General features: G+C 68.8%; 24 protein-coding genes and 1 tRNA gene. 11 read left to right on the top strand and 14 right to left on the bottom strand.

Going from position 1 to position 24,997, the window contains the following annotated elements; translation table 11 throughout:
• Positions 1–261: 261 nt before the first annotated feature.
• A tRNA-Gly gene (locus QRN44_RS05925) sits at positions 262–335 on the top strand.
• 72 nt (positions 336–407) lie between these two features.
• On the opposite strand, the gene QRN44_RS05930 is transcribed toward QRN44_RS05925, so the two are convergent.
• Positions 408–860, bottom strand: a complete 453-nt coding sequence (locus QRN44_RS05930) for a VOC family protein (protein ID WP_285038539.1) — start codon at positions 858–860, stop codon at positions 408–410.
• Positions 861–1,210: 350 nt separating this feature from the next.
• Here QRN44_RS05930 and QRN44_RS05935 point away from each other — a divergent pair, with 350 nt between their 5' ends.
• Positions 1,211–1,477, top strand: a complete 267-nt coding sequence (locus QRN44_RS05935) for a hypothetical protein (RefSeq protein ID WP_285038540.1) — start codon at positions 1,211–1,213, stop codon at positions 1,475–1,477.
• 105 nt (positions 1,478–1,582) lie between these two features.
• Here QRN44_RS05935 and QRN44_RS05940 read toward each other — a convergent pair whose 3' ends face one another.
• The 3 genes from QRN44_RS05940 to QRN44_RS05950 form a co-directional block, all read right to left on the bottom strand.
• Entirely contained in the window at positions 1,583–2,062 is a 480-nt protein-coding gene (locus tag QRN44_RS05940) for a hypothetical protein (protein WP_285038542.1), read from the bottom strand.
• A 117-nt stretch (positions 2,063–2,179) separates the two neighbouring features.
• Entirely contained in the window at positions 2,180–2,476 is a 297-nt protein-coding gene (locus QRN44_RS05945; protein ID WP_064295040.1) for a hypothetical protein, read from the bottom strand.
• 112 nt (positions 2,477–2,588) lie between these two features.
• The gene (locus QRN44_RS05950) at positions 2,589–2,870 is read right to left on the bottom strand and encodes an ArsR/SmtB family transcription factor (RefSeq protein ID WP_064295041.1); all 282 of its coding nucleotides are present in this window, start codon (positions 2,868–2,870) and stop codon (positions 2,589–2,591) included.
• 107 nt (positions 2,871–2,977) lie between these two features.
• Here QRN44_RS05950 and QRN44_RS05955 point away from each other — a divergent pair, with 107 nt between their 5' ends.
• The 4 genes from QRN44_RS05955 (at position 2,978) to QRN44_RS05970 (ending at position 11,064) form a co-directional block, all read left to right on the top strand.
• Positions 2,978–3,799, top strand: a complete 822-nt coding sequence (locus QRN44_RS05955) for a sulfite exporter TauE/SafE family protein (RefSeq protein WP_285038543.1) — start codon at positions 2,978–2,980, stop codon at positions 3,797–3,799.
• Between the two features lie 335 nt (positions 3,800–4,134).
• Positions 4,135–8,454: a beta strand repeat-containing protein gene (locus QRN44_RS05960; RefSeq protein ID WP_285038545.1), complete on the top strand. Its 4,320-nt coding sequence runs from the start codon at positions 4,135–4,137 to the stop codon at positions 8,452–8,454.
• Between the two features lie 87 nt (positions 8,455–8,541).
• Positions 8,542–10,065, top strand: coding sequence for a SpaH/EbpB family LPXTG-anchored major pilin (locus tag QRN44_RS05965; protein WP_175116930.1), 1,524 nt, complete (start codon positions 8,542–8,544; stop codon positions 10,063–10,065).
• Positions 10,066–10,185: 120 nt separating this feature from the next.
• Positions 10,186–11,064, top strand: coding sequence for a class C sortase (locus QRN44_RS05970; protein WP_285038546.1), 879 nt, complete (start codon positions 10,186–10,188; stop codon positions 11,062–11,064).
• 100 nt (positions 11,065–11,164) lie between these two features.
• Here the strand turns inward: QRN44_RS05970 and QRN44_RS05975 are convergent, their stop codons facing one another.
• From QRN44_RS05975 to QRN44_RS05995, 5 genes are all read right to left on the bottom strand, one after another.
• Positions 11,165–12,184: an alpha/beta hydrolase gene (locus QRN44_RS05975; RefSeq protein WP_285038547.1), complete on the bottom strand. Its 1,020-nt coding sequence runs from the start codon at positions 12,182–12,184 to the stop codon at positions 11,165–11,167.
• Positions 12,177–13,646, bottom strand: coding sequence for an MFS transporter (locus QRN44_RS05980; protein WP_285038548.1), 1,470 nt, complete (start codon positions 13,644–13,646; stop codon positions 12,177–12,179). The genes QRN44_RS05975 and QRN44_RS05980 overlap by 8 nt, the downstream gene beginning before the upstream one ends.
• A 132-nt stretch (positions 13,647–13,778) precedes the next feature.
• Positions 13,779–14,645 (bottom strand): putative endonuclease domain-containing protein, encoded by an 867-nt coding sequence (locus QRN44_RS05985; RefSeq protein WP_285038549.1) that lies wholly within the window; start codon positions 14,643–14,645, stop codon positions 13,779–13,781.
• Between the two features lie 90 nt (positions 14,646–14,735).
• Positions 14,736–15,431 (bottom strand): hypothetical protein, encoded by a 696-nt coding sequence (locus QRN44_RS05990; RefSeq protein WP_285038550.1) that lies wholly within the window; start codon positions 15,429–15,431, stop codon positions 14,736–14,738.
• A 177-nt stretch (positions 15,432–15,608) separates the two neighbouring features.
• Positions 15,609–16,433 (bottom strand): helix-turn-helix transcriptional regulator, encoded by an 825-nt coding sequence (locus QRN44_RS05995; RefSeq protein ID WP_175116919.1) that lies wholly within the window; start codon positions 16,431–16,433, stop codon positions 15,609–15,611.
• Positions 16,434–16,648: 215 nt separating this feature from the next.
• Here QRN44_RS05995 and QRN44_RS06000 point away from each other — a divergent pair, with 215 nt between their 5' ends.
• Genes QRN44_RS06000 through QRN44_RS06010 form a run of 3 tightly spaced genes read left to right on the top strand, consistent with a single transcriptional unit; the run spans position 16,649 to position 18,914 of the window.
• Complete coding sequence (locus QRN44_RS06000; RefSeq protein WP_285038552.1) at positions 16,649–17,860, top strand: inorganic phosphate transporter; 1,212 nt, start codon at positions 16,649–16,651, stop codon at positions 17,858–17,860.
• Positions 17,861–17,871: 11 nt separating this feature from the next.
• Complete coding sequence (locus QRN44_RS06005) at positions 17,872–18,180, top strand: hypothetical protein (RefSeq protein WP_285038553.1); 309 nt, start codon at positions 17,872–17,874, stop codon at positions 18,178–18,180.
• Positions 18,181–18,182: 2 nt separating this feature from the next.
• The gene (locus QRN44_RS06010) at positions 18,183–18,914 is read left to right on the top strand and encodes a DUF3349 domain-containing protein (RefSeq protein WP_285038554.1); all 732 of its coding nucleotides are present in this window, start codon (positions 18,183–18,185) and stop codon (positions 18,912–18,914) included.
• A 122-nt stretch (positions 18,915–19,036) separates the two neighbouring features.
• Here the strand turns inward: QRN44_RS06010 and QRN44_RS06015 are convergent, their stop codons facing one another.
• From QRN44_RS06015 to QRN44_RS06025, 3 genes are all read right to left on the bottom strand, one after another.
• Positions 19,037–20,035 (bottom strand): cation diffusion facilitator family transporter, encoded by a 999-nt coding sequence (locus QRN44_RS06015; RefSeq protein ID WP_285038555.1) that lies wholly within the window; start codon positions 20,033–20,035, stop codon positions 19,037–19,039.
• Entirely contained in the window at positions 20,032–20,511 is a 480-nt protein-coding gene (locus tag QRN44_RS06020; RefSeq protein WP_285038556.1) for a transporter substrate-binding domain-containing protein, read from the bottom strand. Before QRN44_RS06020 ends, QRN44_RS06015 begins: the two co-directional genes overlap by 4 nt.
• A gap of 179 nt (positions 20,512–20,690) precedes the next feature.
• A complete protein-coding gene (locus QRN44_RS06025) occupies positions 20,691–21,506 on the bottom strand; it encodes an SDR family oxidoreductase (protein WP_285038557.1) in 816 nt (271 codons plus the stop codon).
• Positions 21,507–21,606: 100 nt separating this feature from the next.
• On the opposite strand from QRN44_RS06025, the gene QRN44_RS06030 reads away from it, so the two are divergent.
• Positions 21,607–22,218, top strand: a complete 612-nt coding sequence (locus QRN44_RS06030) for a TetR family transcriptional regulator (RefSeq protein WP_147427120.1) — start codon at positions 21,607–21,609, stop codon at positions 22,216–22,218.
• Positions 22,219–22,389: 171 nt separating this feature from the next.
• Here QRN44_RS06030 and QRN44_RS06035 read toward each other — a convergent pair whose 3' ends face one another.
• Positions 22,390–22,992 (bottom strand): TetR/AcrR family transcriptional regulator, encoded by a 603-nt coding sequence (locus QRN44_RS06035; RefSeq protein WP_121291220.1) that lies wholly within the window; start codon positions 22,990–22,992, stop codon positions 22,390–22,392.
• 132 nt (positions 22,993–23,124) lie between these two features.
• On the opposite strand from QRN44_RS06035, the gene QRN44_RS06040 reads away from it, so the two are divergent.
• The gene (locus QRN44_RS06040) at positions 23,125–23,826 is read left to right on the top strand and encodes an SDR family oxidoreductase (protein WP_121291218.1); all 702 of its coding nucleotides are present in this window, start codon (positions 23,125–23,127) and stop codon (positions 23,824–23,826) included.
• A gap of 74 nt (positions 23,827–23,900) precedes the next feature.
• On the opposite strand, the gene QRN44_RS06045 is transcribed toward QRN44_RS06040, so the two are convergent.
• Positions 23,901–24,893, bottom strand: coding sequence for an NADP-dependent oxidoreductase (locus QRN44_RS06045; protein WP_121291216.1), 993 nt, complete (start codon positions 24,891–24,893; stop codon positions 23,901–23,903).
• Between the last annotated feature and the right edge of the window lie 104 nt (positions 24,894–24,997).

Here is a 24,997-nt window from a genome sequence, read left to right on the forward strand (position 1 = left end):
TTCGACAGGCTCAGGGACCAGCAGAACCCATCCCGATCCGCCGGGCCATCCCGTCCCGGTCCCTGGCCATCTCCGGTCCCTGGCCATCTCCGGTCCCAGGCCATCTCCGGTCCCTGGCCACCTCCGGTCCCTGAGCCTGTCGAAGGGCATACGAGGGTCCTCCTCCCTTCGACAAGCTCAGGGACCGGGAGGGGGCGAGGCCCGAGTCCATACGGAGCACCGCCGGGTCATGTACGATTACTCAGGACGCTCCGGCGCCACGCGGATGTAGTTCAATGGTAGAACTTCAGCTTCCCAAGCTGATAGCGCGGGTTCGATTCCCGTCATCCGCTCCAATTCCCGTGCGGGAGTTCGACGTAGACCCCTGCTCGGTGATGCGGCCGACGGCGACGCCTCCCCCGACGCGCTCAGCTGCGCGTCGTGTTCGCCCGCATCTCCTCGACGGTCATCTCCGGCGCACCGCCGGCGGCCGCCTCCGGGTCCATCCAGACGAAGTCCCAGTGGTGGCCGTCGAGGTCGTCGAAGCTCTTCGAGTACATGAAGCCATGATCCTGTTCGCCGGCAGGCGTAGCGCCGCTCGCGATGGCCTTCTCGAACATCGAGTCGACGTCGTCCTTGCTCTCGGCGCTGAGCGCGAGCTGCACCTCAGAGGCGGTGGTGGCGTCGATGATCGACTTGCTCGTGAACTCCGCGAAGAACTCCCGCGTGAGCAACATCGCCGTGATCGTGTCGCTGATGACCACGCTGATCGCGTTCTGGTCGCTGAACCCCTCATTGATCGAGTAGCCGAGTGCCTCGAAGAACACGCGTGACCGGTCCAGGTCGCTGACGGGAAGATTGACGAAGATCATGGTGGACATCGGGGCCGTCTCTCTCGAGGGTGCCGGCGGTCCGTTACCGTCGGTCGCTTTCGAATGATGACGACGATGGTCGACGACGTCAAGAGAGATCCGACGAGCGCGGCGCGACGGTTCGTCGCCATCCTCGACCGGCTGTGCATCGACGGTCACGTCACTCGCTCACGCGCATCCGACCGAGGTCACGGGATGCCTGACGCTGACACGGTGTCGGTCACCGAGCTCCAGCAGCCGGTCGCCCCAGCCTGACCGGGCGCCGGTCCTCCGACCCAGCGGCCACGAGGAACGCCGCAGCACTCGGGACACCACCGTGACGCTGGTCCGACAGCGGCTGTGGCGATAGCGTGTCACGCATGAACCGGAAGCAACGCCGTCAGCGCACGGCCGGACGATGGTGCATCGGCGCGGGAATCGCGCTCATCCTCGCTTCGATCCCGCAGTTCGGCTTCGGCATCCCGGTCTCAGAGGGGTTCGCACCAGCGGGGCTCTCGCTCGGACCGCTCGCCCTCATCTGCGGCTTCGTCCTGTACCACTCCGGACGACCGGGTCCGGGCGACGGGACCTTCGATGACAGTTCCACGTTCCGCAACCTCGACCTGCCGACGAACCTCGATCACTAGGCGAATCCCCGCGCGAAGGGGCCGCCAAACGGGCTCCTGAAGGCGTGGTCGACGTCAACCGCTTACGACGGCTTCCGACCATCGCGTACGGCGCGATCCGTTCACTCAGAACCGGGAGATCATGGCCACCGTGTTCGCCGTGTTCACGGCGTTGACGGCGTTCACGGCGGCAGTCATGGCGATGGCTCCGGCCTGCGCGGCCCGCACGAGGTGGTTCGCCACCCAGAGCACGAACACGGCCTCGGCCACCGGCATCTGTGGCGGCACGACGAGCGCCCCGCCAGGAACCCCCTCGACGCGTCCGAAGAGGACCGCCCCGACGAGCTCGAACAGGTGCGGGGCGATGTCGGTCCGCCACCGCAGCTCGAACGAGCCGGAGGAAGTGGCGACGCGCCAGGTGCGATCCGATGTCCGCGTGGCATGCATCCACCGGGTGGGGCCGACGTCGGCGTGCAGGGTGCTGAGCATCCCGTCTCCACCGTACTGCCACTCGTCGACGCCGACCCGGTAGCGGTCCTGCCCGATCCAGCCCGCCGCGGCCACTCCGTCTGCCGAGACGACCCCGGCGATCTCGCGGTATTCCACGGCACGATGCTAGCCCGAGCCGGCACGCGGTGCACCCGGGAACCGCGCTTGTCCTCAGGGCCGGACGCCCACCGCTCGAATCCCGCGTGATGTCCTCACACGAGGATCGGACGAGACTCAGTGCTCGTCGTAGTGCTCGCCGTGCGCGGCGTGCTGGTGGCCGTCGTGGAGGTAGTCGACGTGACCGTCGTGGTCGACGGCGTCGTGACCGCACGCCGCACCGTGCTCGTGGTCGGCGACGGTGTGCTCGGCGACACTCTCGTGCTCGTCGTAGTGACCGTCGTGCAGAGCGTGGTGGTGCGTGCCGTGCACGTAGTCGGTGTGGTCGTCGTGCTGGACGGCCTCGTGGCCGCAATCCGTTCCGTGCTCGTGCTCGGTGACGGAGTGCTCGGCGTGGATGTCAGTCGTGCTCATGGTTGCCTTTCGAAGGAGGAGATGAGGTGTCGCGATGGACGGCGACGCTTGACCAGTACATCTCATTCATAAGCGAATTGCAATACATGCACCTAATCGATAGTGGTTCTCGCTATCCCTCGAGCGCGTGCTGCACGGCATCGTCGACGATGTGCGAGACGTGCACGTCAGCGACGTCGTAGTGCGCCTCTCGACCGATCCGCTGCACCGAGACGAGGCCGGCCGAGCGCAGCGTCCGCAGGTGCTGCGAGACCAACGGCTGCGACAACTGGCTCTGTTCGGCGAGTTGACCGACCGTGGATGTGCCGCCGGCCAGGATGCGCAGCAACCGCAACCGCGAGGAGGAGGACAGCGCCTTGAACAACTCGGCCGCAGGTTCGAGATCCTCGTTCATCTGTACATATAAGCAGATGTGAATGCATCGGGATCGTCTGAACCCTCGAAGACCCCGTTCGACGTCAGTGCTCTGGATCGTCACCCTGAGGATTAGGCTGGGCGACTGTGCTCGATGGACCGCTGATCGCCGAATGGCTCCCCGTCTCGGTGGCCGCGCTCATCCTCCTCCTCGTTGCGGCCGGAGTGGCCGGCTGGGTCGACGCGGTCGTCGGCGGCGGCGGGCTGATCCAGCTGCCCGCGCTCGTCATCGCCGTTCCGAACGACGTCGCGACCCCGTTCATCCTGGGCACGAACAAGCTGTCGTCGTTCTTCGGCACCCTGTCGGCGAGCTGGGTGTACCTGCGCAAGATCAGGGTGCGGCTCGCGCTACTGGCGCCTCTCGTCGCCGGGGCCTACGCCGGGTCGACCGTCGGTGCCGCCCTCTCGCGGTACGTCCCTCGCGACGTGTTGACGCCCGTCGTGCTCGTCGCCGTGATCGCCGTGGCGCTGTACACCCTGTTCAAGCCGACCATGGGCCTGCACCACGAACCCCGCCATGAGCGCGCCACCGCCGTCGCCTGGCGGGCGGCGATGATCGGCCTGCTGGTGGGCTTCTATGACGGCATCCTCGGACCGGGAACGGGTTCGTTCTTCGTCATCCTCATCGTCGGCGTGCTCGGCTACGGCTTCCTGCAGGCCAGCGTGAACGCGAAGATCGCCAACCTCACCACGAACCTCGCCGCCCTCGTCGTGTACGGGGTGCACGGCGAGGTCCTGCTCGCGCTCGGTCTCGCCATGGCCGTGATGAACATCACCGGCGGGTTCATCGGCGCCCGGATGGCGACGAAACGCGGAAGCGGCTTCGTGCGCATCGTGTTCCTGGTGACGCTGTCCATCCTCATCGTGAAGCTCGCGTGGGACACCGTGACGCAATTCGCGGGTTCATGACCCACCCGGGACCTCCCCGCTCACCCTCGACCGACCGCGCGGACCAATCGGCAGACAGCTCATTTTGACCCCCATATGTGGGCCAAAATGAGGACAGGCGAGCTCTTGACCGACATGTGAGGTATTTGTACGCTCAAACTAAGGCGGGGGGCCGAGTAGAGAATCTCATTCCACGCTCTGGGACCGCAGGTCTCCCTGTCCGATTCTCTCAACCACGCACATCCCGCCTCGGGCGGATGCATGCGTTTCGCTGATCGAGCGCACCTGGGCCGGACCGCAGGAGCCGCTATCTCGCCAGCGACGTCCTGGAGACGTCGCCCTTCCCAGGATGTGCCATGCCTCACGACCGTCTCTTTCGCGCGCGCTCACACGCAGCCGCGCGCAGCTCACCAGCGCAGCGTCACCGCGGCTTCCCGCTGGTGACGCACGGGGTCGTGTTGGCCATGACGGTCGGACTCTTCTTCGCTCCGGGCGCCTCGGCGGCGACGCCCACACCCCTCGATGTGCCGTCAGCGGAACCGACGCCGTCGGAGACCCAGCCACCCGCCGAAGCCCCGGTCCCCGCAGAAACCCCCGCAGAGACGCCGCCGACGCCGACGCCGGACGATGCAGACCCGTCGCCGGTGACCGAGCAACCGGCACCCGGCGCGCAGGAGCCCGAACCGGCCGAGGAGCAAGGGCCCGCCGACGAGCCCGAGCAGGAGTCACCGCCGGACGCGGAGAACCGGTCGGCGGCACCGACCGACGTCTCGCTCTTCGCCGCAGGTGTCCCAGAGGCTCCGGCGCAGCTCTGGCTCGAGGACTTCGAGGCGAGCACCACCCCGGCCCAGCTCGGCCCCTACGCCTCCAACCGTTTCACCGCCGCCGCATTCTGGCTGAACTACACGAACTGCAACGGCGTGATCCTGAACTACGCGGTGACCTTCCCGTCGACCGGCTACTGCGGTGCCGCAACAGACGTCGTTCCTCGCAACCAGGTGCGACGACTCGCCGACGTCCTCGGCCAGTTCCGACTCGGTGTCGCCGGCAGCACGAGCAACACGGCACCGGCCAACGGGTCGACGACGGGTACCACCGGGTCGCAGGCCAACCGCGCGGTGACCGCCCTGACGATGACGGGAGGGACGACGACGGCGAACCAGACGGTCATCGAGTCCACCGCGCCCGTCGGCCTGACGGCGTCGGCCGACCGGTACTACGCGGCCTCCATCGATGTCGCCGAGGATTCCTGTTCGGCCAGGCCCAACGGGGCGAACAACAACTCCCGTCTCGACATCTCCATCCTCTTCGGTGCGACCGTGCAGCCCCTCACCGCGGCACCGATCGTGGCGTGCAACGTCGCCGGCGGCCGGTACACCTCTCCCACCCTGTCGAGCGGTTTCGGCACCGAGACCGCGGTCCGGGCCGGCCGGTTCTTCACCGACACGGCCGTCCGCCTCACCCCCGCGCAAGCGGCGCAAGCGCGCATCCGGGTCAGCAACCAGATCTCCGCCTCGTCCGGCAACGACTTCGCCTTCGACAACCTGCGCATCGTCGATGCCACACCGAGCCTCGACAAGGCGTTCGCCACCGACACCGGCACGACAGGCACCCCGACGACGCTGACCTTCACCGTCACGAACACCGCCGAGCTCGCCGCGAAGAACGACTGGGGCTTCACCGACAGTCTGCCGGCCGGACTGGTCGTCGCCCCGACCCCGGCCGTCGGCGGCACCTGCGTGAACGTCACCGGCGCAGCCTTCTCCGTGCAGGCCGGTGCCGGTGCGTCATCGATCGTGGTGTCCGGCGGCGACCTCGCGGCAGGCGCGGCGAGCTGCACGATCACCGTGAACGTCGTGTCGGACACCCCCGGCACCTACGTGAACGGTCCGGCGAACGTCAGCACGGTGCTGAACCCGCCCGAGAACGCCTCCCTCGTCGTCGAAGCGTCGGCGCGCATCACGATCAGGACCTCCGTGACCGCTCGCGCGACCGTGGGCGACCAGTTCCGTCTCGCGCTGACGCTCGGGGCGACCGAGATCGCCAGCGCCACGACGACCGGCGCCAACACCGGTGTCCAGACCGAGCAGGTCGGTCCGATCAACGTCACGAGGGGGAGCGTCTACACGATCGCCGAGTCCATCGTGTCGACCGCGACCCTCAACACCTACTCGACGACCTATCAATGCATCCGCGGCACGACCACGGTGGCCACCGGAACGTCGGTCTCCGGTCCCATCACCATTCCGAACGAAGCCGGCGCCGAGATCGTCTGCACGTTCACGAACACCCCGCAGTCGGCGACCCTGTACTGCGACGGCAACTACTACTACGCGGTGCGCACCAACGGGTCCATCGCCCAGGTGAACGCTTCGAGCACCGCCGCACCCACGCAGCTCGTCGGAGCGGTGACCGGTGCGACCGACATCAACGCCCTCGGGGTGAACGCGAACGGGACGAGCGCCATCTCGATCGACCGGACCGGGACCAACGCCGTGAACGCCGGTGGCGTCGTCAACTACACGATCGTCAACGGCTCGCTCCAGGGGACCCGCACCGCGTTCACCGGGACGCAGGGCTCGTTCCTCGACCGGACCGGTGCCGCCCTCGACGGGACCATCATCGGTGGCGCGGTCGACCCGCTCAACGGCCGGTTCGTCGTCGGGAAGTCGGCGGCCGGATCCATGCGGCTCTGGGAGTACACCCCGAACGCGCTGAACAACGGCAGCCGATTCCTCTACCTCGGGCAGGTGCTCACCGGGACCACCGCCGGCGAGAACGGCGACATCTCCTTCGATGCGCAGGGGAACCTCCACATCGTCCAGGCGGCGGCCGACTCCAGCAACGTCGGCATGTTCAGCGTCACGCGGGAATCACTCCAGGCATCGTCCGGCGGCACCATCGCATCCAGCGCCACGACCCGACGCGCACTGAGCGGCACCGACACCGGAGCGGCGCTCACCGCCGTGAACGGCATCGCCTTCTCGCCCACCGGAACCCTCTTCCTCGGGAACGGGACGACGGCCTACCAGTTCGATCCCGCGACCTGGGTGCGGGTGCCCAACAGTCCCCGCGCCACCATCGGCACGACGACGAACACCTCCACGGACCTCGCCGGCTGCGCGTCGCCGTCCACGCTGTCCGTCGAGAAGAACGTGGTCGGGCGCCTCAACGCGGCCGACCAGTTCCGGCTCGCCGTCTCGGCGGGTTCGCCGCTGGCCGAGTCGGCGGCCGTGACCACCAGCGGGACGGCGACGGGTGTCCAGAGCGCCCGCATCGGCCCGACTCCGACGCAGATCAACACCTCGGTCACCATCTCCGAGACCATGGCGAGCGGGTCCTCGTCGCCGCTGACCTCGTACACGAGCGTGTACGAGTGCTGGGCAGACGGCGTCCGCATCTCCACCGGCACCGCGACCACGGCGGAGATCACGATCCCGAACCGGTTGAGCGTGGGAGTCGCGTGCACCTTCTCCAATTCACCGGCGCCGTTCGCGACGGTACGGGTGACGAAGATCGTCGAGGACTGGAACGGTGCCAACCGGACGCCCACTCCCGGCTGGACGATGACCACCACCGCGACCGCCAACACCGGAAGCACCGTCAGCATCCTGCCGTCCCGGAACCCTGCGCAGTCCACCGGATCCGACGGATCGGCCACCTGGCAGGTGCTCTTCGGTGCGGCGGCGCAACGGGGACGGATCGCCGTCGCCGAGACGTCGCAGTCAGGCTTCCGCTACCAGAGCCTCGCGTGCACGGTGAACGGCGCCGCCGGAACAACGACGGTCACGACCGTCGGCAACCAGGTGCGCGGCGCCGTCAACGTCGACATCGGACCGGGCAACGTCGTGGACTGTGTCTACACGAACCGGCCCGTTGCCACCCTGACCCTCGCCAAGAACGTCTCCTTCGGCACCGCGGCTCCCTCGTCGTGGCAGCTGAGCGCCACCCGAAGCGCGTCCACCTCCCTCGCCGGACCGAGTGGCGCGGCCGGCAGCGGATCCGTGAACGCGGTCGTCGTGTCGGCCGACAGCCCCTACCGCCTGTCGGAGGCGGGCGGCCCTGCGAGCTATGTGCAGGTCGGCGGCTGGTCCTGCGTGACGGAGACCGGGACCGCGGTGCCGGTGACCGCCGCCGGCGACGTCAGCCTGCAGCGGGCGACCAACGTCACGTGTACGGTCACGAACGCCACGGCGAGCCTGACCCTGCTGAAGAACGTACAGAACCCAGCGGCGGGGTTCCAGCCCTCCACCTGGAACGTGACGGCGACACCGGCCGCGTTCACGGGGCTCGGCGAGACCACGGTCCGAGGCGCGGACTTCGTCGCCTCCGGCAACCCCGCCAGCACCTTCGACGTCCGACCGGGGCACTCGTACACCCTGAGCGAGTCGCTCGCCCAGAGCGGGACCCGCCTCGCGTACCAGCAGTTGCGAATCGAACGGCGGCAGCCGGACGGCACCTGGACGACGGTGACCTCACCGACGATCACGGCTCCGCCCGCCGGGCAGACCGCCGTCTACCGGTTCGTCAACGCCCCCGTCCAACCGACGGCGTTGCCCCGGACCGGAGGCCCGAGCACCGACGCCTTCCTCATCGGCGGATCGACCCTGCTGGCCTTGGCCTTCGTCCTCGCCCTCTGGCAGGGACGTCGTGAGGCGCGAAGGAGGGCGACGTGACACCTTGACCGCCCGCCCGCGCATCCCCGAACCCACCCCATGAAACCCATCCCGCTGTTCAGCACTTCACCTTCGACAGGAGAAACCATGTCCACATCCATCACCAGGCGTCTCGGCGCCGCGATCGGCACCGTCGTGCTGGCCGCCGCCGTTGCGCTCGTGAACGTCGCCCCCGCGCAGGCGGTGACACTGCCGGGCAACATCGACCCCAATCAGCCCCGCAGCTTCACGGTGCACAAGTTCGCACTCGGCCCGAACAACGGGCAGAACGCGGGCACCGGTCAGCAGCTGCCGTCGACCGCCGGCCTCGGCACCCCGCTCCCCGGAGCCGTCTTCACGGCCACCCAGGTCGCCGGTGTCGACCTCACGACGCCTGAAGGGTGGACCGTCGCGAACAGCCTCAGCCCGCAGGCGGCCTCGACCCGTCTGACCGGTGCTCCGTTCACGTCGGCACCGTCCACCGCCGACGGCACGGCGACCTTCCCCGCTGACATGCCGCTGGGTCTGTTCTACGTGCAGGAGACCGTCCTGCCGGCCGCCGCGACCAACCCGACGGCGCCGTTCCTCGTGTCGCTCCCGTTGCCGACCGGCCCGGTCGGTGCACCGGCGAACCAGTGGATCTACGACGTCCACGTGTACCCGAAGAACGCGGTCACCGAGACGACGAAGACGCGCGTCCCGGCACCGGCGAACTCCGCGGAAGCGCGCAACCCCGACCTCATCCGGTGGGCGATCGCGTCGAGCGTGCCGACCCTGGCCGCGGGTGACACCATCACCAGCTTCTCGCTCACCGACACGGTGCCCGGCGCCCTGGTGTTCCCCGCCTCGCCGCCCGCAGGGGTCTCGCCGTCGACCGTGACCGTGACGAACGCCGGAGGGATCGCGCAGAACTTCGCGCTCGGTGCCGACTACACGATCACCAACACCGCCGCGACCTCGACGGCGGACGCGACCTCGGTGCTGTCCTTCACCTCGGCCGGTCTCGCCCGTCTCACCACGATGCAGGGTGGACTGGTGTCGTTCAACGTCCTCACGCGTGCCGTGTCGATCCCGTCGAACGGGCTCATCACCAACAGCGCAACGGCCAACATCAACGGTGCCCTCGAGACGGTGACCGGGACGACCCCGATCGGCCAGCTGACGGTGTTCGCCTACGAGAGCAACAACGGTGGTCCACGCACCCCACTGGCCGGTGCCGTCTACCAGGTGTACCTGAACCAGAACGACGCGAACAACCAGCAGAACCCGATCACCATCAACGGCAACACGAGCTGGACGACCGGCGCCAACGGCATCGTCGCCATCCCGATCATCACGCCCGGCAACTACTACGTGCGTGAGATCACCCCGCCGACCGGCTTCAACCTGCCGCAGAGCAACCCGGTCCAGGCCGTGGTGGTCGCCGGTCCGACGTCGACCGTCCCGCCGGTGCAGAACTACGTGGAGTTCAACCACACGCAGGTGTCCGCGTCGAACTTCCTGCTGCCGCTCACCGGTGGTGACGGTGGCCTGTGGTTCGGCCTCGGTGGTGGCGCCCTCGTGGCGATCGCCATCGGTGCCGCGATCGCCGCGGCACGCCGTCGCGCGGGCGCGGTTTCCGTCTCCGCGTAACCTGGGATCATGACACAGAAGGCGGGGCGTCCTGCGGGACCCCCGCCTTCGTCGTCCCAGAGCGACACCGCGCGCCCCACGCTCACTCGGCGTGCTCGCCGTCGTTCGGAGCGGTGGCGGATGCCGCGGAGCTCGTTGGCGATCGCGCTCGTCGCGATCATCGGCGCCGGGATCCTGCTCTTCCCGATGACCGTCTCCTGGTTCAGCCAGTACGAGCAGTCCCAGCGCATCGACGGCCTGACCGACGAGGTCGCGGACCTCGGTGCCGCCACGCTGCAGCAACGTCTCGACGAAGCCCGTGACTACAACGCGCAGATCACCGGCGGCGGTGCGAACCTCCTGGCGAACGAGCGTCTCCCCCTGGCCGAGCAGCCCCAGCAGGACGGCGACTACGACCAGATCCTCCGTGCCGACGGGGCCGGTCTCATGGGGCGACTCCGAATCCCGTCGATCAAGGTCGACCTGCCCATCTCGCACGGGACGAGCAACGAGGTGCTTGAACACGGCGTCGGACACCTGAAAGGCACGGCCGTGCCGGTCGGCGGACCGTCGACGCATTCGGTGCTCACGGCACACCGGGGCCTGGCCACCTCGGAGCTGTTCACCCATCTCGACCGGGTGCGGGTCGGCGACACCTTCACCATCGAGGTCTTCGGCGAGGTCCTCACCTATCGGGTCACCGACACGAGGGTCGTCGAACCCACCGACACGCAGTCCCTGTTCCCGGTCGACGGCAAGGATCTCGTCACCCTCGTGACCTGCACACCCCTCGGCGTCAACAGCCACCGTATCCTCGTCACGGGCGAACGGGTCATCCCCACCCCGCAATCGGATCTCGATGCCGCCGGTGAGCACCCGGAGGGTCCTTCCTTCCCGTGGTGGTCGCTGATCGCCGGCGGGGTGCTCCTGACCGCGACCGCCTACGTCTGGCTGTCCGGACGCCCGCCGAGACAGCACCGGGCCTCGACGGCGTCACCGCCACGCCCGAGCGAACCGTAGCCGAGCAGCAGGACCACAAAAGCGTCAGGGACCCGCACCGGCAGGATCGACTCGTGTGCCGTCGTCACCCTGACGGTCAGCCTCCTCGGCGCCTGCGGCCTCATGCCCGATCGGCAGACGAACCTCCCCGGTCTCCGGCCGCGACCCCCGGCGTCCGGAGCAGCCGCGTCGTCCAATCGCTCAGAGCCGCGATCGCCGTCCGAGAGATGCCGGCGGTCGGCATCATGCTCGTGAAGCCGTGGAACGCCCCCGGCCAGACGTGCAGCTCCGCGTCGCCACCCGCAGCCCACATCGCACTGGCATAGGCGACCGTCTCGTCGCGGAAGACCTCGGCGCTGCCGCAGTCGAGGTAGGTGCGCGGGAGGCCGCTGAGGTCGGTCGCCCGCGCCGGCGCGGCGTACATCGAGACGTCTTCACCGGCACGGCGGGGTCCGAGGTACGCGTCCCAGCCGAACCGGGTCAGCTGCCGATCCGCGACCCCGACCCCGTCGATCTGCATCGTCGACACGGTGGCATCGCGGTCGTCGAGCATCGGCGAGACGAGGATCTGCCCGAACAGGGCCGGCCCCTTGCGGTCTCGGGCCAGCAACGCGGTGCCTGCCGCGAGCCCGCCGCCCGCGCTCTGCCCGGCGATCACGATGCGGTCCGGGTCGATACCGAGTTCATCCGCGTGCTCCGCGACCCAGACGAGTCCGGCATAGCAGTCCTCCACTGGGTACGGGTCGGGGTACTCGGGGGCGAGGCGGTAGTCGACGCTGACGAGCACGACGTCATGGTCGTCCAGGAGCCAGTCGTCGTAGGACTCGAGGTTGCCGAGGTGGTGACCGAACATCATCCCGCCGCCGTGGATCGTGTAGACCGCCGTCGTCGCGCCCGAGCGCCCGATCCGCTGGATGACAGCGAGCGTGATCGGATCCCCGAGATGGCCGGGCACCGTGAGGGAGCGCCGCTCGAACCCCCGCGAGCGCAGCCGTTCGTCGAGGGCCTCCTCGGTCGTGTCGAGGCTGCGCATCCTCGGCAGCATCTCGGTCGTCAGGGTGAACGGCCCGCGCGCCTCGAGCGCGGCGAGGAAGGGGGTGAGTTCGGGGTCGAACGGGGGACGGGGCGTGCGGTCAGACATGGGAAGGCTCCTGGGTTGCGGGCTGAGATGGGAGGCGAAGTGAACGGAGGACACCAACAGCCACGAGGGTTGCAGCGAGGGCGGTGATGGTCGATCCCGCAATGAGGACCGCTTGCTGGAACGACGCGACAAGGGCCGGGGTGAAGTGCTCGGTCGCGATGCCGCCGCCGACGAGCGCGGCGAGGATCGTCCCGGTCGCGGCGATCCCGACCGCGGTGGCGATCTCGCTCGCGGTGTCGACCAGGGCCGCACCGATGGATGTGCGGTCAGCCGGGAGCCCGCGGAGGACGTTGTTGCCGGCGACGACTCCGACCACCCGCATCCCGGCGGCGACGAGGACGAGTGCGAGGAGCACCCACGGGTAGCCGAACCGGCTCAGCAGCGCGAACACGGCGAGCCCGGAGACGACCGCGGCGGCGCTCATCCAGGCCGCCCGCTCGAGACCGACGCGGTGCACGAACGGACCGACGAAGCGACCGCTCGCCAAGAGCACCACGACCTGCGGGAGCATCGCGACAGCGGCCAAGGCCGGCGGCCACCCCCAGGCGAACTGCAGCTGCAGGGTCGCCAAGTACGACAAGCCGGCCATCGCCAGCCCGGCGGCGGCCTTGTACGCCAGGCCGGAGGCCACGAGCGGCTGAGCCACGAGACGAAGATCCAGCAACGGCTGGCGGGCAATGCGCTCCCTGACCACGAAGCCGATCGCGGCGGTCACCGTTGCCGCTGCCGTTCCCCAGCCCGCAGCGACGTCGGTGCCGGTGACGAACAGGGTCGGGGTGACGAGGACACCGACGACGGTCGCAGTCCCGAGCACAGCGCCGAGCACGTCGATCCGGTCACGGTGCAGGTGCGACCGCTCGTCGGCACCGATCCCGGCGCGGATCCCGATCCAGGCGATCACTGCGATCGGGGCGTTGGCGACGATGAGCACTTGCCACGGCGCCACGGCGAGCACGAAGCCACCGATCGTCGGCCCGGCGGCGAGGCCCACCAGTCCGGCGGTCGAGATGACCGTCAGCGCGCGGACGCGCAGGTCGTCCCGGTCGAACAGGCGGAACGCCAGCGCCATCGATCCCGGGGTCGTCATCGCCGCAGCGACACCCATGAGCGCGCGCACGGCGATCAGCTGCTCCACCGAGGCCACGAACACGGTCAGGACGCTGACGACCGCGAGCAGCGTCAATCCGACGAGCATGACCCGGCGCCGGCCAAACCGGTCGGCGACCGCGCCGAACAGCAGCATCAGACCACCGAACGCGACCGAGTACGCGCCCGAGACCCATTGCAACGACGCGGTGGACGCCGTGAGATCACGGCCGATGGTCGGGAGCGCGACGTTCAGGACGGAGTTGTCGAGCATCTCGAACAGGAACACGGCCGAGAGACCGGCCAGCGCGACCCAGGCGTCGCGGAGACGTGGCGGCGAAGCTGTGACGAGCGGGGAGGATGAGGGTTCGGGCATGGGCGCACTCCTTCGATGAAGAAGTGACGACTCCCACGAGCCGCGTGCGCGTTTCCGTCGGCCGGAGCACGACGGGATTTTTCCCTCTGCGACGAGAGTAACGCATCATCGGCCGGTCGTCGCACCTGCGGATCACCGCAGATACGCGTCGACCAGCAACGGACCTCGGACGGCCCTGAGCGTGTCGACCAGCCGGTCGAGTGCTCGGCGGTTCCAGGAGGAGAGCTGGAGATCGTGAGGACCGAGCGGTTCGAGCTTCCCGGTCCGGAGACGGATGACCTCCCAGCCGGCCGAGCGCAGCGCGCGGTCCTTCCGTCGGTCGACGGCTTCACGGCGGCCGACGTGCTCGAGACCGTGCCGGCCGATGCTGTCGTACTCGATGGCGATGCGCAGTTCCGGGTAGACGAGGTCGGGCCACACCTCGAGGTGTTGGAAGAACGGACGTTGCACGCGCACCGCGTTCAGTCCCTCCGTCAGCGCCAGCCGCTCGTGGACGTCCGCGCGCAGCTGGGCCTCGACAGCGGACGCCGGCTTCGGGGCGCACACCGATGCGAAGGCCTCGCCCGCCGGCAGGTCCGGGGTCTTCTCGCACAGCGACGGCTTCGGGCGCGCACGACGCTCCCGGATGATCCCGGCGGCCGCGGGCACGGGATCGGTCACCGACTCCCGCATCGGCAGTGCGACGATCCTCGACGGATCGGCCTCGTCGGAGCACTCCGGGCACCACGCGCTCCGACGACGCTCGCGTCCGGGCCGCGAGCGCTGCTCCGCCGGTGTCGCGACGAAGCGGTGTCCGCGGTCGCACTGCCACTGCAGGAGGACGTCGGCAGCCGGCGGCACCTGGCTCAGGACGATTCCGGCATTGAGATCCGCGTGGTACTGACGCCACAGCGCGGGGAACGACGCCCAGGCCTGCCGGTAGGCGCCCACCGGGTACGGCGTGTCGAGGCCCTTCGACCATTGACGGCGGGCCCACCACGCTTCCACACGTTCCGGCACGGTCCCGAACCTACGACGGGCCGCCGACATCGGGCGCCGCGAAGCGCGCCCACCTCGGCGACCCGTCGTCAGCGCGTCGCGTGGACGGTGTCACCCCACCGGGACCTGGAAGTCCTCGCTGCAGGGGACGTTGTCCTGCCCGGTTTCGAAGTGACCGGTCGGCGCCTTGCGCTTGACGTCGTCGATGTAATGGGTTTCGGTGCTCTGCGAGTAGCCGTCTCCACCCTGGAATTCGTACACGGTGATGTCGACGCGGATCCGGCCAGTCTGCTCGACGTACTCGGTTCCCGCCGTCACCGCGTTCTTGTAGCCCGGAACCGCCGTCACCTCGGCCCGGCGTTCGTTGGTCGTGGTCCTGGTCTCCGTGTAACCGCCGCTGGCCTCGATGCTCACGACGTCCTTGATGTTGAGGGAGACGCCCCCGCCGGTGGTCCACGACTGGGCGAAGGACTTCACATCACCCAGCGTGAGCTTGAGGTCGCTGACCGCGCCGACGTTGCAGTTGGACAGCGGCTCGCCGTAGCGCACCCATTCGAGCGGGAGCGGGGTCTCGCCCTGCACCTCGAAGGTGCACGAGCCCTCCATGGCACCCGTCGACGCCGGCTCCCCGTTGCAGGTCTTCATCAGCATGTCGTCGTTGTAGGGGTCCTCGTCGGCGGATGCGGGACCTCCGGCGATCAGCGCCCCGGTGAGCGCGAGCAGTGACCCGGCAGCCAGGAGGTTCCGCTTCCGACCTCCGCTGAATCGAGTGACTTTCACGTGTGTGGTCGTGGTCTCGGTGTTCATGGTTCCGTCCTTCCGCCGTACGTTCCTGTCGCTGTTCCCCGCCGGTCGATCCGACGTGTCGTCAGCATGACGCGACCGACTCGGGCTCGACAACGGAAGCGGCGGATGCTGAGACGATCGCCTAAAGAGCCGCAGGGGTCGACGAATGCGTGATAGAGGCGCGGGCCACCGTGGTCGTCACGCGAGCTGGTCGTCGTCCTCGCGCTCGCTGGGCTGCGCCAGGGCGACTTCGGGATGACGGTGCCCTGCTTCGAGCTGTGCCGGAGTCGACGGACGGCGGCGGAATCTGGCGGCGAGCACACCGCGGACGAACGCCACCGCCACGAGCGCGGTCCGGTTCTGCACGTTCCAGGCCTTCATGAGCTTGCCGAGGTGCCAGCTGACCGCCTGTCGGCTGTAGTTCGTCTGTTTGGCGATGTCATCGTTCGAGAGCCCGTACGCGGTGAGCGTCAGCATGTGCTGCTCGGTCTCGTCGAGCTCCGGACCGGTGGCGATCAGTTCGACCGGCGCTTCGTCCACGCCCTCGGCGACGACCGCTCCGACCGGCACCAGCGATCCCTGAGCCCGATCGAGCCGCGCCCGCTCCTGGTTCCAACTCTCGACCCAGCAGGATCCGAGCTCGTGAGCCACCCAGGTCGCGCGCGTCATGGCGAGCACGACCTGCGAGGGTCGGGCGGGCTGGAGTTCGAACATGACGGCTGAGAACACCGCCAGGGCCGGATACGACCCCCGTAGGGCCGTGGAGAAGGTCGCCCCCGGCTCGTTCGCCGAACGGATCGCCACACCTCTCAGCTCGGTGAGACACCTGGGCGAGATGGGTCCGCCGCGCTCCACGGCGCGCAATGCGGCCGGGAGGACGACGGGAACGATCTCGGCGTACCGGGCCCGCAGCCACGCTCGCGTCTCGGGTTCGATGTCGTCGAACGGTGGGTCCTGGAGGAGGAGGCTGAATTCGTGGACGCGGTGGTCGAGGTGCAGTCCGAGATGTCGCCGTTCGCCCATGAGCCCCCGCCAGCCGTCAGTTCGCCTCAAATCCACAGTGGTCGGAGGCGCCGCCTCACACTGTATCGACACGCGATCACCTCGACGGCGTTCGAACGGGTCGGGCTTGCCAAGTTGGACTGACGGGCCGCGCTCACCCCTCCCGATGTGAACAACGGGTGAATCCGCCCGCTCACCCGTTGTCGATCCCGTGATCGAGGAGCAGGATCTTCGCCGTGGACCCCATCATCCTGCTCTCGCTCGTCGTGATCACGGCGCTCGCCTTCGACTTCACCAACGGATTCCACGACACGGCGAACGCGATGGCAACCTCGATCGCCACCGGTGCGCTGCCACCGAAGGTCGCGGTCACCCTCTCGGCGGTGCTGAACCTCGTGGGCGCGTTCCTCAGCATCGAAGTCGCGCTCACCGTCACGAACGCGGTCGTCAAGATCCAGGACTCCGCGGGGGCCCCCGATCCGGCGCTCCTCGAGGGCGGTGGCTCCGCGCTCCTGTTAATCGTGCTCGCCGGGCTCATCGGTGGCATCATCTGGAACCTGCTCACCTGGCTGCTCGGGCTCCCGTCGAGCTCGTCGCACGCGCTCTTCGGAGGGCTCATCGGCTCGACGCTCGCGGGACTCGGGCTGAACGGCGTGAACTGGGCCGGTGACGGATCCAAGCTCGACGGTGTCGTCGGCAAGGTCATCCTCCCGGCCCTCATGTCGCCCGTGCTCGCCGGCGCGGTGGCGGCGATCGGCACCTGGCTGGTCTTCCGGGTCATCGGCAACCTCTCCCAGGGGCGCCTCCACCGCGGCTTCCGGATCGGGCAGATCGGCAGCGCCTCGCTCGTCTCGCTCGCCCACGGCACGAACGACGCACAGAAGACGATGGGCGTCATCACCCTCGCGCTCATCGCGGCCGGCGGCTGGGACGACACCGAGTCCGTACCGCTCTGGGTCAAGCTCGCGTGCGCCCTGGCGATCTCGCTCGGCACCTACATCGGCGGGTGGCGGATCATCCGCACCGTCGGCAAGGGCATCGTGGAGTTGAACACGCCGCAGGGCATGGCCGCCGAGAGCTCCTCCGCCGCGGTCATCCTCGCCTCGAGCCACCTCGGCTTCGCGCTCAGCACCACGCACGTCGCGACCGGGTCGATCCTCGGCTCCGGCGTCGGACGGCCGGGGGCGCAGGTGCGCTGGCGGGTGGCCCTCCGGATGGTCGTCGCCTGGATCATCACCCTTCCGGCCGCCGCGCTCACTGGCGCGGTGATGTGGTGGGTCGGTCACCTCGCGGGCGGGGCGATCGGCGGAATCCTCATGGTCGCGATCCTCGTGGGTGTCGCGCTCGCCATCTACCTGCGGTCGCGCCGCGACAGCATCGGATCCCACAACGTGAACGACGACTGGCAGGACACCCCCACCCGTTCGTCGCAGAAGACCGCAGCGTAAGGACCTCGGACATGTTCATGCTCTTCCTCGAAGCCGCCGGCCAGGTGGCCGTCATCGCGCTCGTGCTCGGAGCGGGTCTTCCCACGCTCTTCGCGCTGGGTGTCCGCTCGTTCGCCGTCGCCGGAGGGGCCGGTTCCGACGACCGGAGCGGGCCGGGCTCGTCGGCGCTCCCATCGGGGCTCCTCCGTGCCATCGGCGTGCTGTGCTTCGCCGTCGTCGTCGCCGCGGTGCTGGTCGGGCTCACGATCATCGTGGCCACCGGTTTCGGGCAGGAGGTCAACTTCGACCACGTGTTCCCGACCTTCACCCCGAAGGACTGAGGATGTCGGACGAGAACGGCGCAGGCGCGACCGGAGCCGACGCGACCCGCGAACCCACCACCGGCAGCGGGTCCGGGGTGGTGGCTCGTGTCGTCGGTTGGCTCCGCGCCGGATACCCGGCGGGCGTGCCCGAACACGACTACGTGCCGCTGCTCGGCATCCTCCGACGGAGCCTCACCCCCGAGGAGTTGGACCAGGTCGTCGGCGGGCTGCTCATCGACGCGGAGCAGGCGGAGGCGTCCGGCGAGCCGATCGGCCAGGATCGCTTGCGGGCGCGCGTCGAAGAGCTCCTCCTCGGTCCGGCGCTCCCGGAGGACCTCGTCCGCGTCTCCGCCAGGCTCGCGAGCGCGGGCTGGCCGCTCGGCAGTCCGGACGACATCCGTGCGGCGGCGACCGACCATGGCGACGCCGGTGGACAGGAGCGCGCGGCACTGCACGAGGAACGTCGAGGGCTGGTGGCCCGCATCGTGCGGTGGCTTCGAGCCGGCTACCCCGCAGGACTCCCCGAACAGGACTTCGTCCCGCTCGTGGCGCTCCTCCGTCGGCGGCTGAGCGACACCGAGGTGGCTGAGGTGGGCGCGCGCCTCGCGGCGGAGGGCGACGCGTCGCTCAGCCGTGTCGACGTCGCCACGGCGATCGCCCGGGTCACCGCAGAGCTGCCGAGTGACGAGGATGTGGAGCGTGTCCGCCGGTCGCTCGCCGAGCACGGGTGGCCGAGCGACTTCGCGGTCTGAAACCCGCTGCCTCCGTCGCCGACGAAGCCTCCTCCCGCGAGCCGCCGGAGACGACGTGGTGCTCGCCGCCATCCGCGAGGCCGTGGAATGAGCTCAGGCTCTCCCGACGGGCGCGTCGTCTGCTAGCGGTTCCGTTCGGACTGCCGGTCATCATCGGAGCCGCCGACCTCCTCGGGAAGCTCCTCCACCGGGACGATGACGATGTCCTCCACCTTCCAGTCGAGCGCGATGCAGCCGTCCCGTGCCTCCACGAGCTGGCGGAGCGTCGGGGTCCGGCCGTTCCGCGGGACCGTGAACGCCTCGATGTGGAACACGTGCCCCTGGTCGCGCACCCGCGAACCCACCCGCTCCACCCACGGCAGCTCTGCCAGGTGCTCGTCGACCCGCTTCGCGACGGGGTGCGGCTCGGTGTCGTCGAAGGTCGTCGCGCGGGTGTCCATGAGGTCGGTGACGGCGGAGCGGAGGTTCTTCACCCCGTCCCACATGATGCTGCCGGCGATGAACAGCGCGGCGACGGCGTCGGCCCACCAGAACCCCAGACCGATCCCCGCCACGCCCACGATCGATCCGACCGCGGTCATCCAGTCGGCCTTGTTCATGTCGGCGTCCGCGTACAGCACCTTGTCATGCAGCTGACGCGCCAGACGCATCTTCGCCCGACCGAGGAAGATCGGCAGCGGGATGGTCAGCGCCATCACGACCATCATCGGCCAACCGAGCCACACCGGTTCGCCGAAGAGCACGATCGTCCCGATGGGCGGGTGCTCGGCACCGATGAGCCCGGTGGCGGAGTCGATGATGAGGAACATCCCCATGGCGAAGAGCGCCACGCCGGCGACGACGTGGGCCACCCCCACCGAGCGGTGGAACCCGTACGGATGTTCGCGCGTCGGAGGGCGCCTCACCACCCTGACGGCGACGAGGAACGCGATCGGCGGTGCCAGCGACAGGAGGTCTTCGATCCAGGCCGCCTTCATCGCCTGCGAACTCCCCATGACGAGATAGACGGCGGTGATCGCCGCGGCGAGGAAGACCAATGAGGCCCACTCGAGCCGCACCGCCGAGCGTAGGGCCCTGGCCTGCGGTTCCGGGAGCTCCGAGCGGCCGAAGCGGGCGCTCATGATCCTTCCGCCTCATCGTGCAGGAAGCGCTCCAAGGAGACCAGGAAGCCATTCTCGCCCATCCGCACGATCATCACGTGCCGCTCGACGCCGTCGTCGCCGTCGACGTCTCGGTAGGGGCGGGTGATGGCGCCGTCCTCCGCCCACGGGGTGTCGTCGAGGAAGCCGCCGATCACCAGGTCCAACTCGCCTCGATCGAGCGCGTCGAGCAGGACGGCCTCGCTGCCCGCCGTCCACTCCACGTCGGCGTCGAGCTGCTCCGCGAACGCCTCCACGAGAGCAGGCTCGGTCCCCGAGGGCTCCCCGGACGAGTCGAGCTCGACCCACGGCGCGTGCTCGGTCACCCCCACCCGCATCACTCCGTCGGACACCCGGTCGAGGGTGCCCTCCGGATCAGCCGGTACCTGGAGCCCGCACCCCGTCAACGCGAGGGTCGAAAGCACGATCGCCCCGATCTTCAACCGAACCTTGCTCATCCGCCCGACTGTATCCCGCTCCACGATCTCCGGACCGGCTCTGGACAACGGGGCTCGCGATCAGGAGCCTCCGGCACGATGATCCGTTCCGCTCGCAGTCGCGCAACCCCGAGAGCGCACGAAACGCTCCCGGACGCGATGTTCGGGAGCGTTTCGCGCGCGTTCGTCCTCCGCGCCCGTTACTTGCCTTCGGCTTCGCGGGAGACCGGCGCCCACTCGGCCCACTCCGCCAGGCGCTGCTGGTAGATGTGCGGAGCGATCTGGGTGGGCTGCTCACCGAAGAACACCCGCAGCGGGGCCTGCTCGGCGTCGACGACCTTGAGGATCGCGGACCCGAACCCGACGGGCTTCGGCTGCGCTCCGCCGGCGCGGGCTTGCATCGCGTCGTGCAGGCCCTGGTACTGCGGCTGGGCGTCGGCGACGACCGCGGATGCGCTGCTCCAGTCGGTGTCGAACCCGCCGGGCTCGACGAGGGTGACCTTGATGCCGAACCCAGCGACCTCCTGCGCGAGCGCCTCGGAGAGCCCCTCGAGCGCCCACTTCGACGCGTGGTAGCCGCCGAGCGTCGGGAAGGCCGCGATGCCGCCGATGGTGGAGATCTGGATGATGTGCCCCGAGCCCTGCTCACGCATGATCGGCAGGACCGCCTGGGTCACGTTGAACACGCCGAACAGGTTGGTCTCCAACTGGTCGCGCAGCTGCCGCTCGGTGATCTCCTCCACCGTGCCGAAGAGTCCGTAGCCGGCGTTGTTGATCACGACGTCGAGTCGGCCGAAGGTGTCGTGCGCGGTCTCGACCGCCGCGGACACCTGGTCTCGGTCGGTGACGTCGAGCTGCAGCGGGAGGACGGCGTCGCCGTACTGCTCGACCAGGTCCTTCAGGGTGTCGGTGTTGCGAGCCGTCGCCGCGACCTTGTCGCCCCGTTCCAACGCGGCGAGGACGAACTCGCGCCCGAAGCCCTTCGACGAACCGGTGACGAACCAAACCTTGCTCATGATGCTCCTTCGTTACGGCGCCACGCTGAGGCCCTCTTGGAACTCTATGCCTAAAGTGACACTTGGTGTCAACTTTGCATCCTGAGGATATGATGTGATCATGTCCGAGACCTCCCCCATGCCGATCAGGGAGCGCACCCGCCGACTCGCCCAGACCGAGCTCACGTCGGTGGCGCAGGACCTGTTCGTCGCTCAGGGCTACGACGGCACCACGGTGGACCAGATCGCGGCCGCTGCCGGGATGTCGAAACGGACCTTCTTCCGGTACTTCCCGTCGAAGGACGATCTGGTCATCGGGAAATACGACCTCTTCGCCGACCGGATGGCCGAGGCGCTGGACGACCGACCCGCCGACGAGCCGATCTGGGAGTCGCTGCGCCGGGTCTTCGACATCACCCTCGACTACGTCCAGGACGACCATCAGCGCGCGAGGAACGAGGCGATGGACCAGATCGTCCGGCGCACACCCCAGTTGTACGCGCGCTACCTGGAGAAGATGGAGCGCGTCCAGCAACTCCTCATCGGCCGGGTCGCCGCGCGGCTGAACACCGCCGACGATCCGACGGATCCACGCCCGGGTGCCATCGTCGGCGCCGCGTTCGCGTGCATGCAGGCCGCCCGCCACGCCTGGTTCGCTTCCGATCGCACGGAACGGTTCGGAGGCTATCTCGACGACGCGATGTCAACCGTCTCCATCAGCACGGCCGACTGAGGACGAATCGGAACGGGGTCGGTGGAGCGCGGGCACCGGGACTCACGACCGAAGCCACGGCCACGACGATGACCTGGCTGCGCTCCCCAGGGGATCGCAGGATCGGCGCCGAGTGCGCGGACGGATGCACCGCGGTCCACGTTGCGAGTCAGCTGCGCGACGTCTCCCGGTTCAGCTCGGGAGGATCACCCGCACCTGTGCTTCGATCTCAGCGACGATCTCGTCGACGGTGTTCCCGACGTTGATCGTCGCCGCCATGCTGACGAACATGATCGCGGACACGATGTGCGCCGTCGTCGCTGCGCGCTCGGCGGTCATGAGGTCGTGTCGTCGCAGCACCGCGGCGATCGCCTCCTCGGTCTGCACGGTGAGGGCGAGCGCGGCGCGGTGATACGGCTCCTCGGGATCGCCGAAGACGATCTCCCGCAGGTAGGTACGGCCGTTGTCGACCTGCTTCCGATTGCACTCCACGACCGGGCGGATGATCGCCATGACCGCATCGAGCGGGTCGGCGGCGGCTTCGGCGTCCGCAACCCCGCGGACGAGTGCATCCGCGTAGGTGGAGTTCTGCACGAGCAGCAGGAGCTCACCCTTCGTCTTCGCGTAGAGGAAGAGCGTGCCGGTGCCGATGTCGGCACGGTCGGCGATCTGCTGCGTGGTCACGTCGTCGACCCCGTGTTCGGCGAACAGCTCGCCGGCCGCCGCGGTGATGCGTTCGAGTTTGTCGAGCTTGTTGCGCTCGCGGCGACCGAGCGGCCGGGGTTCGGCGGTCATGGGTGCCCTTCGGGAATACAAGATGATTGCGCTCAGTTGTGAGCATAGTCAGTGGATCGCGACATCGCTGGATGTCGCTCATTGTTCCACGGCCACATCGGAACCACTCATTCGAACAGAACGGTCAGCCACATGCCCTCACTCAACGGAGCAGTCGTCCTCGTCACCGGCGCGAACGGCGGCATCGGGACCAACTTCGTCCGCCAAGCCCTCGAGCGCGGCGCCAGCAAGGTCTACGCCACGGCTCGGAACCCGCGCACCTGGGACGACGAGCGTGTCGTCCCGCTCGCGCTCGACGTCACCGACCCCGCTTCGATCGCCGCCGTCGTCGCCGCAGCCCCCGACGTCACGATCCTCATCAACAACGCCGGCACGAACGCGTCGACGCCCGGCATCCTGTCGCACACCGACGAGGAGATCCGGACCAACGTGGAGACCAACTTCCTCGGCCCGCTCTTCCTCGCTCGCGCGTTCGCACCGATCCTCGCCGCCAACACCGGATCCGCGATCATCGACATCCACTCCGCCCTCAGCTGGTACGCCGTCGCGGGAATCTACAGCGCGACGAAGGCCGCGCTCTGGTCGGCGACCAACTCGCTGCGCCTCGAACTCGCCCCCGCGGGCGTGCACGTCGTCGGCGTGCACGTCGGCTACGTGGACACGGCCATGGCCGCCGGCGCGACCGACCCGAAACTCGATCCCGTCGTCCTCGTGACGAAGGTGCTCGACGCGACGGAGGCCGGTGAGTACGAAGTCCTCGCGGACGACACCTCGGTTCAGCTGAAGGCCGGGCTCAGCGCCCCACTCGAGGCGGTCTACCCGCAGCTCGCCTGAGAGCCGTCCCGAGAGCGCTCGAGACGCTCCTGAACGCGACGTTCGGGAGCGTTTCGCGCGCTTTCGTCCGCGGACTACGCCACGATGACGGCTTTGCCACGGATGCCGCCGCCAGTGAGCGAGCCGAGGGCCTCCACCGTGTCGTCGAAGGGGAACACCCGTCCGACGACGGGACGGATCGCCCCGCTGTCGATGAGGGCGGTGATCTCGCGCAGCTGGTCACCACTCGCCCGCATGAGGAGGAACCGATAGCTCACGCCGAGCCGCTTGGCCCGCCTGCGGATCTTGCCGCTGAGTGCTGCGGTCGCGAGCCGGAGCACCGCGTTGAGGCCGGCGGAGTGGGCGAAGTCCGGGGTGGGCGGTCCGGCGATGCCGACGGCCGTTCCGCCGCGCTTGAGGATGCGGAGCGACTTCTCGAGGTTCTCGCCGCCGAGGCTGTCCAGCACGAAGTCGTACCCCTGGAGGAGCTGCTCGAAATCCTCGGTGCGGTAGTCGATCACGGTGTCCGCGCCGAGTTCGCGCACGAAGTCCGCGTTGGCGGCACTGGCCGTCGTAGCCACCTCAGCACCGAGCTGCTTGGCGAGTTGGATCGCGATCGACCCGACCCCGCCGGCGCCGGCGTGGATGAGGACCTTCTGACCGGGCTGCACGTCGCCGAGCTCGACGAGGGCCTGCCACGCGGTCAGTGCGACGAGCGGCAGGGATCCCGCCTCCACCATGCTGATGGACGCCGGCTTGAGCGCGACATCCGCCTCGGCGACGGCGATGCGCTCCGCGAAGGTGCCGATGCGGTGATCACGAGGACGCGCGTAGACCTCGTCGCCGGGTTTGAAGCCCCGGACCTGCGCACCGACGCGGATGACGGTGCCGGCGACATCATGGCCGAGGATGATCGGCAACTGGTACGGGAGGATCTGCTTGAACTCGCCGAGACGGATCTTCTCGTCGAGTTGGTTGAGGCCGGCGGCCTGCACCTGCACCAGGACGTCGCCGGCGCCGACGACGGGCTCGGGCACCTCGGTCTGGTGCAGTGGGGACGCGTAGCTCGAGATGGTGAACGCCCTCATGGGTGGGGCTCCTTCCGGGTCGATTTCCCGGATTTACCCGAGTTAGCTCAATTATGAGCAGACTCAGTTATTTTGTCAAGGAGCCCCCACAGCCACCCCGACGC

Source organism: Plantibacter sp. lyk4-40-MEA-4, from assembly GCF_030209415.1.
Classification (GTDB): domain Bacteria; phylum Actinomycetota; class Actinomycetes; order Actinomycetales; family Microbacteriaceae; genus Plantibacter; species Plantibacter flavus_A.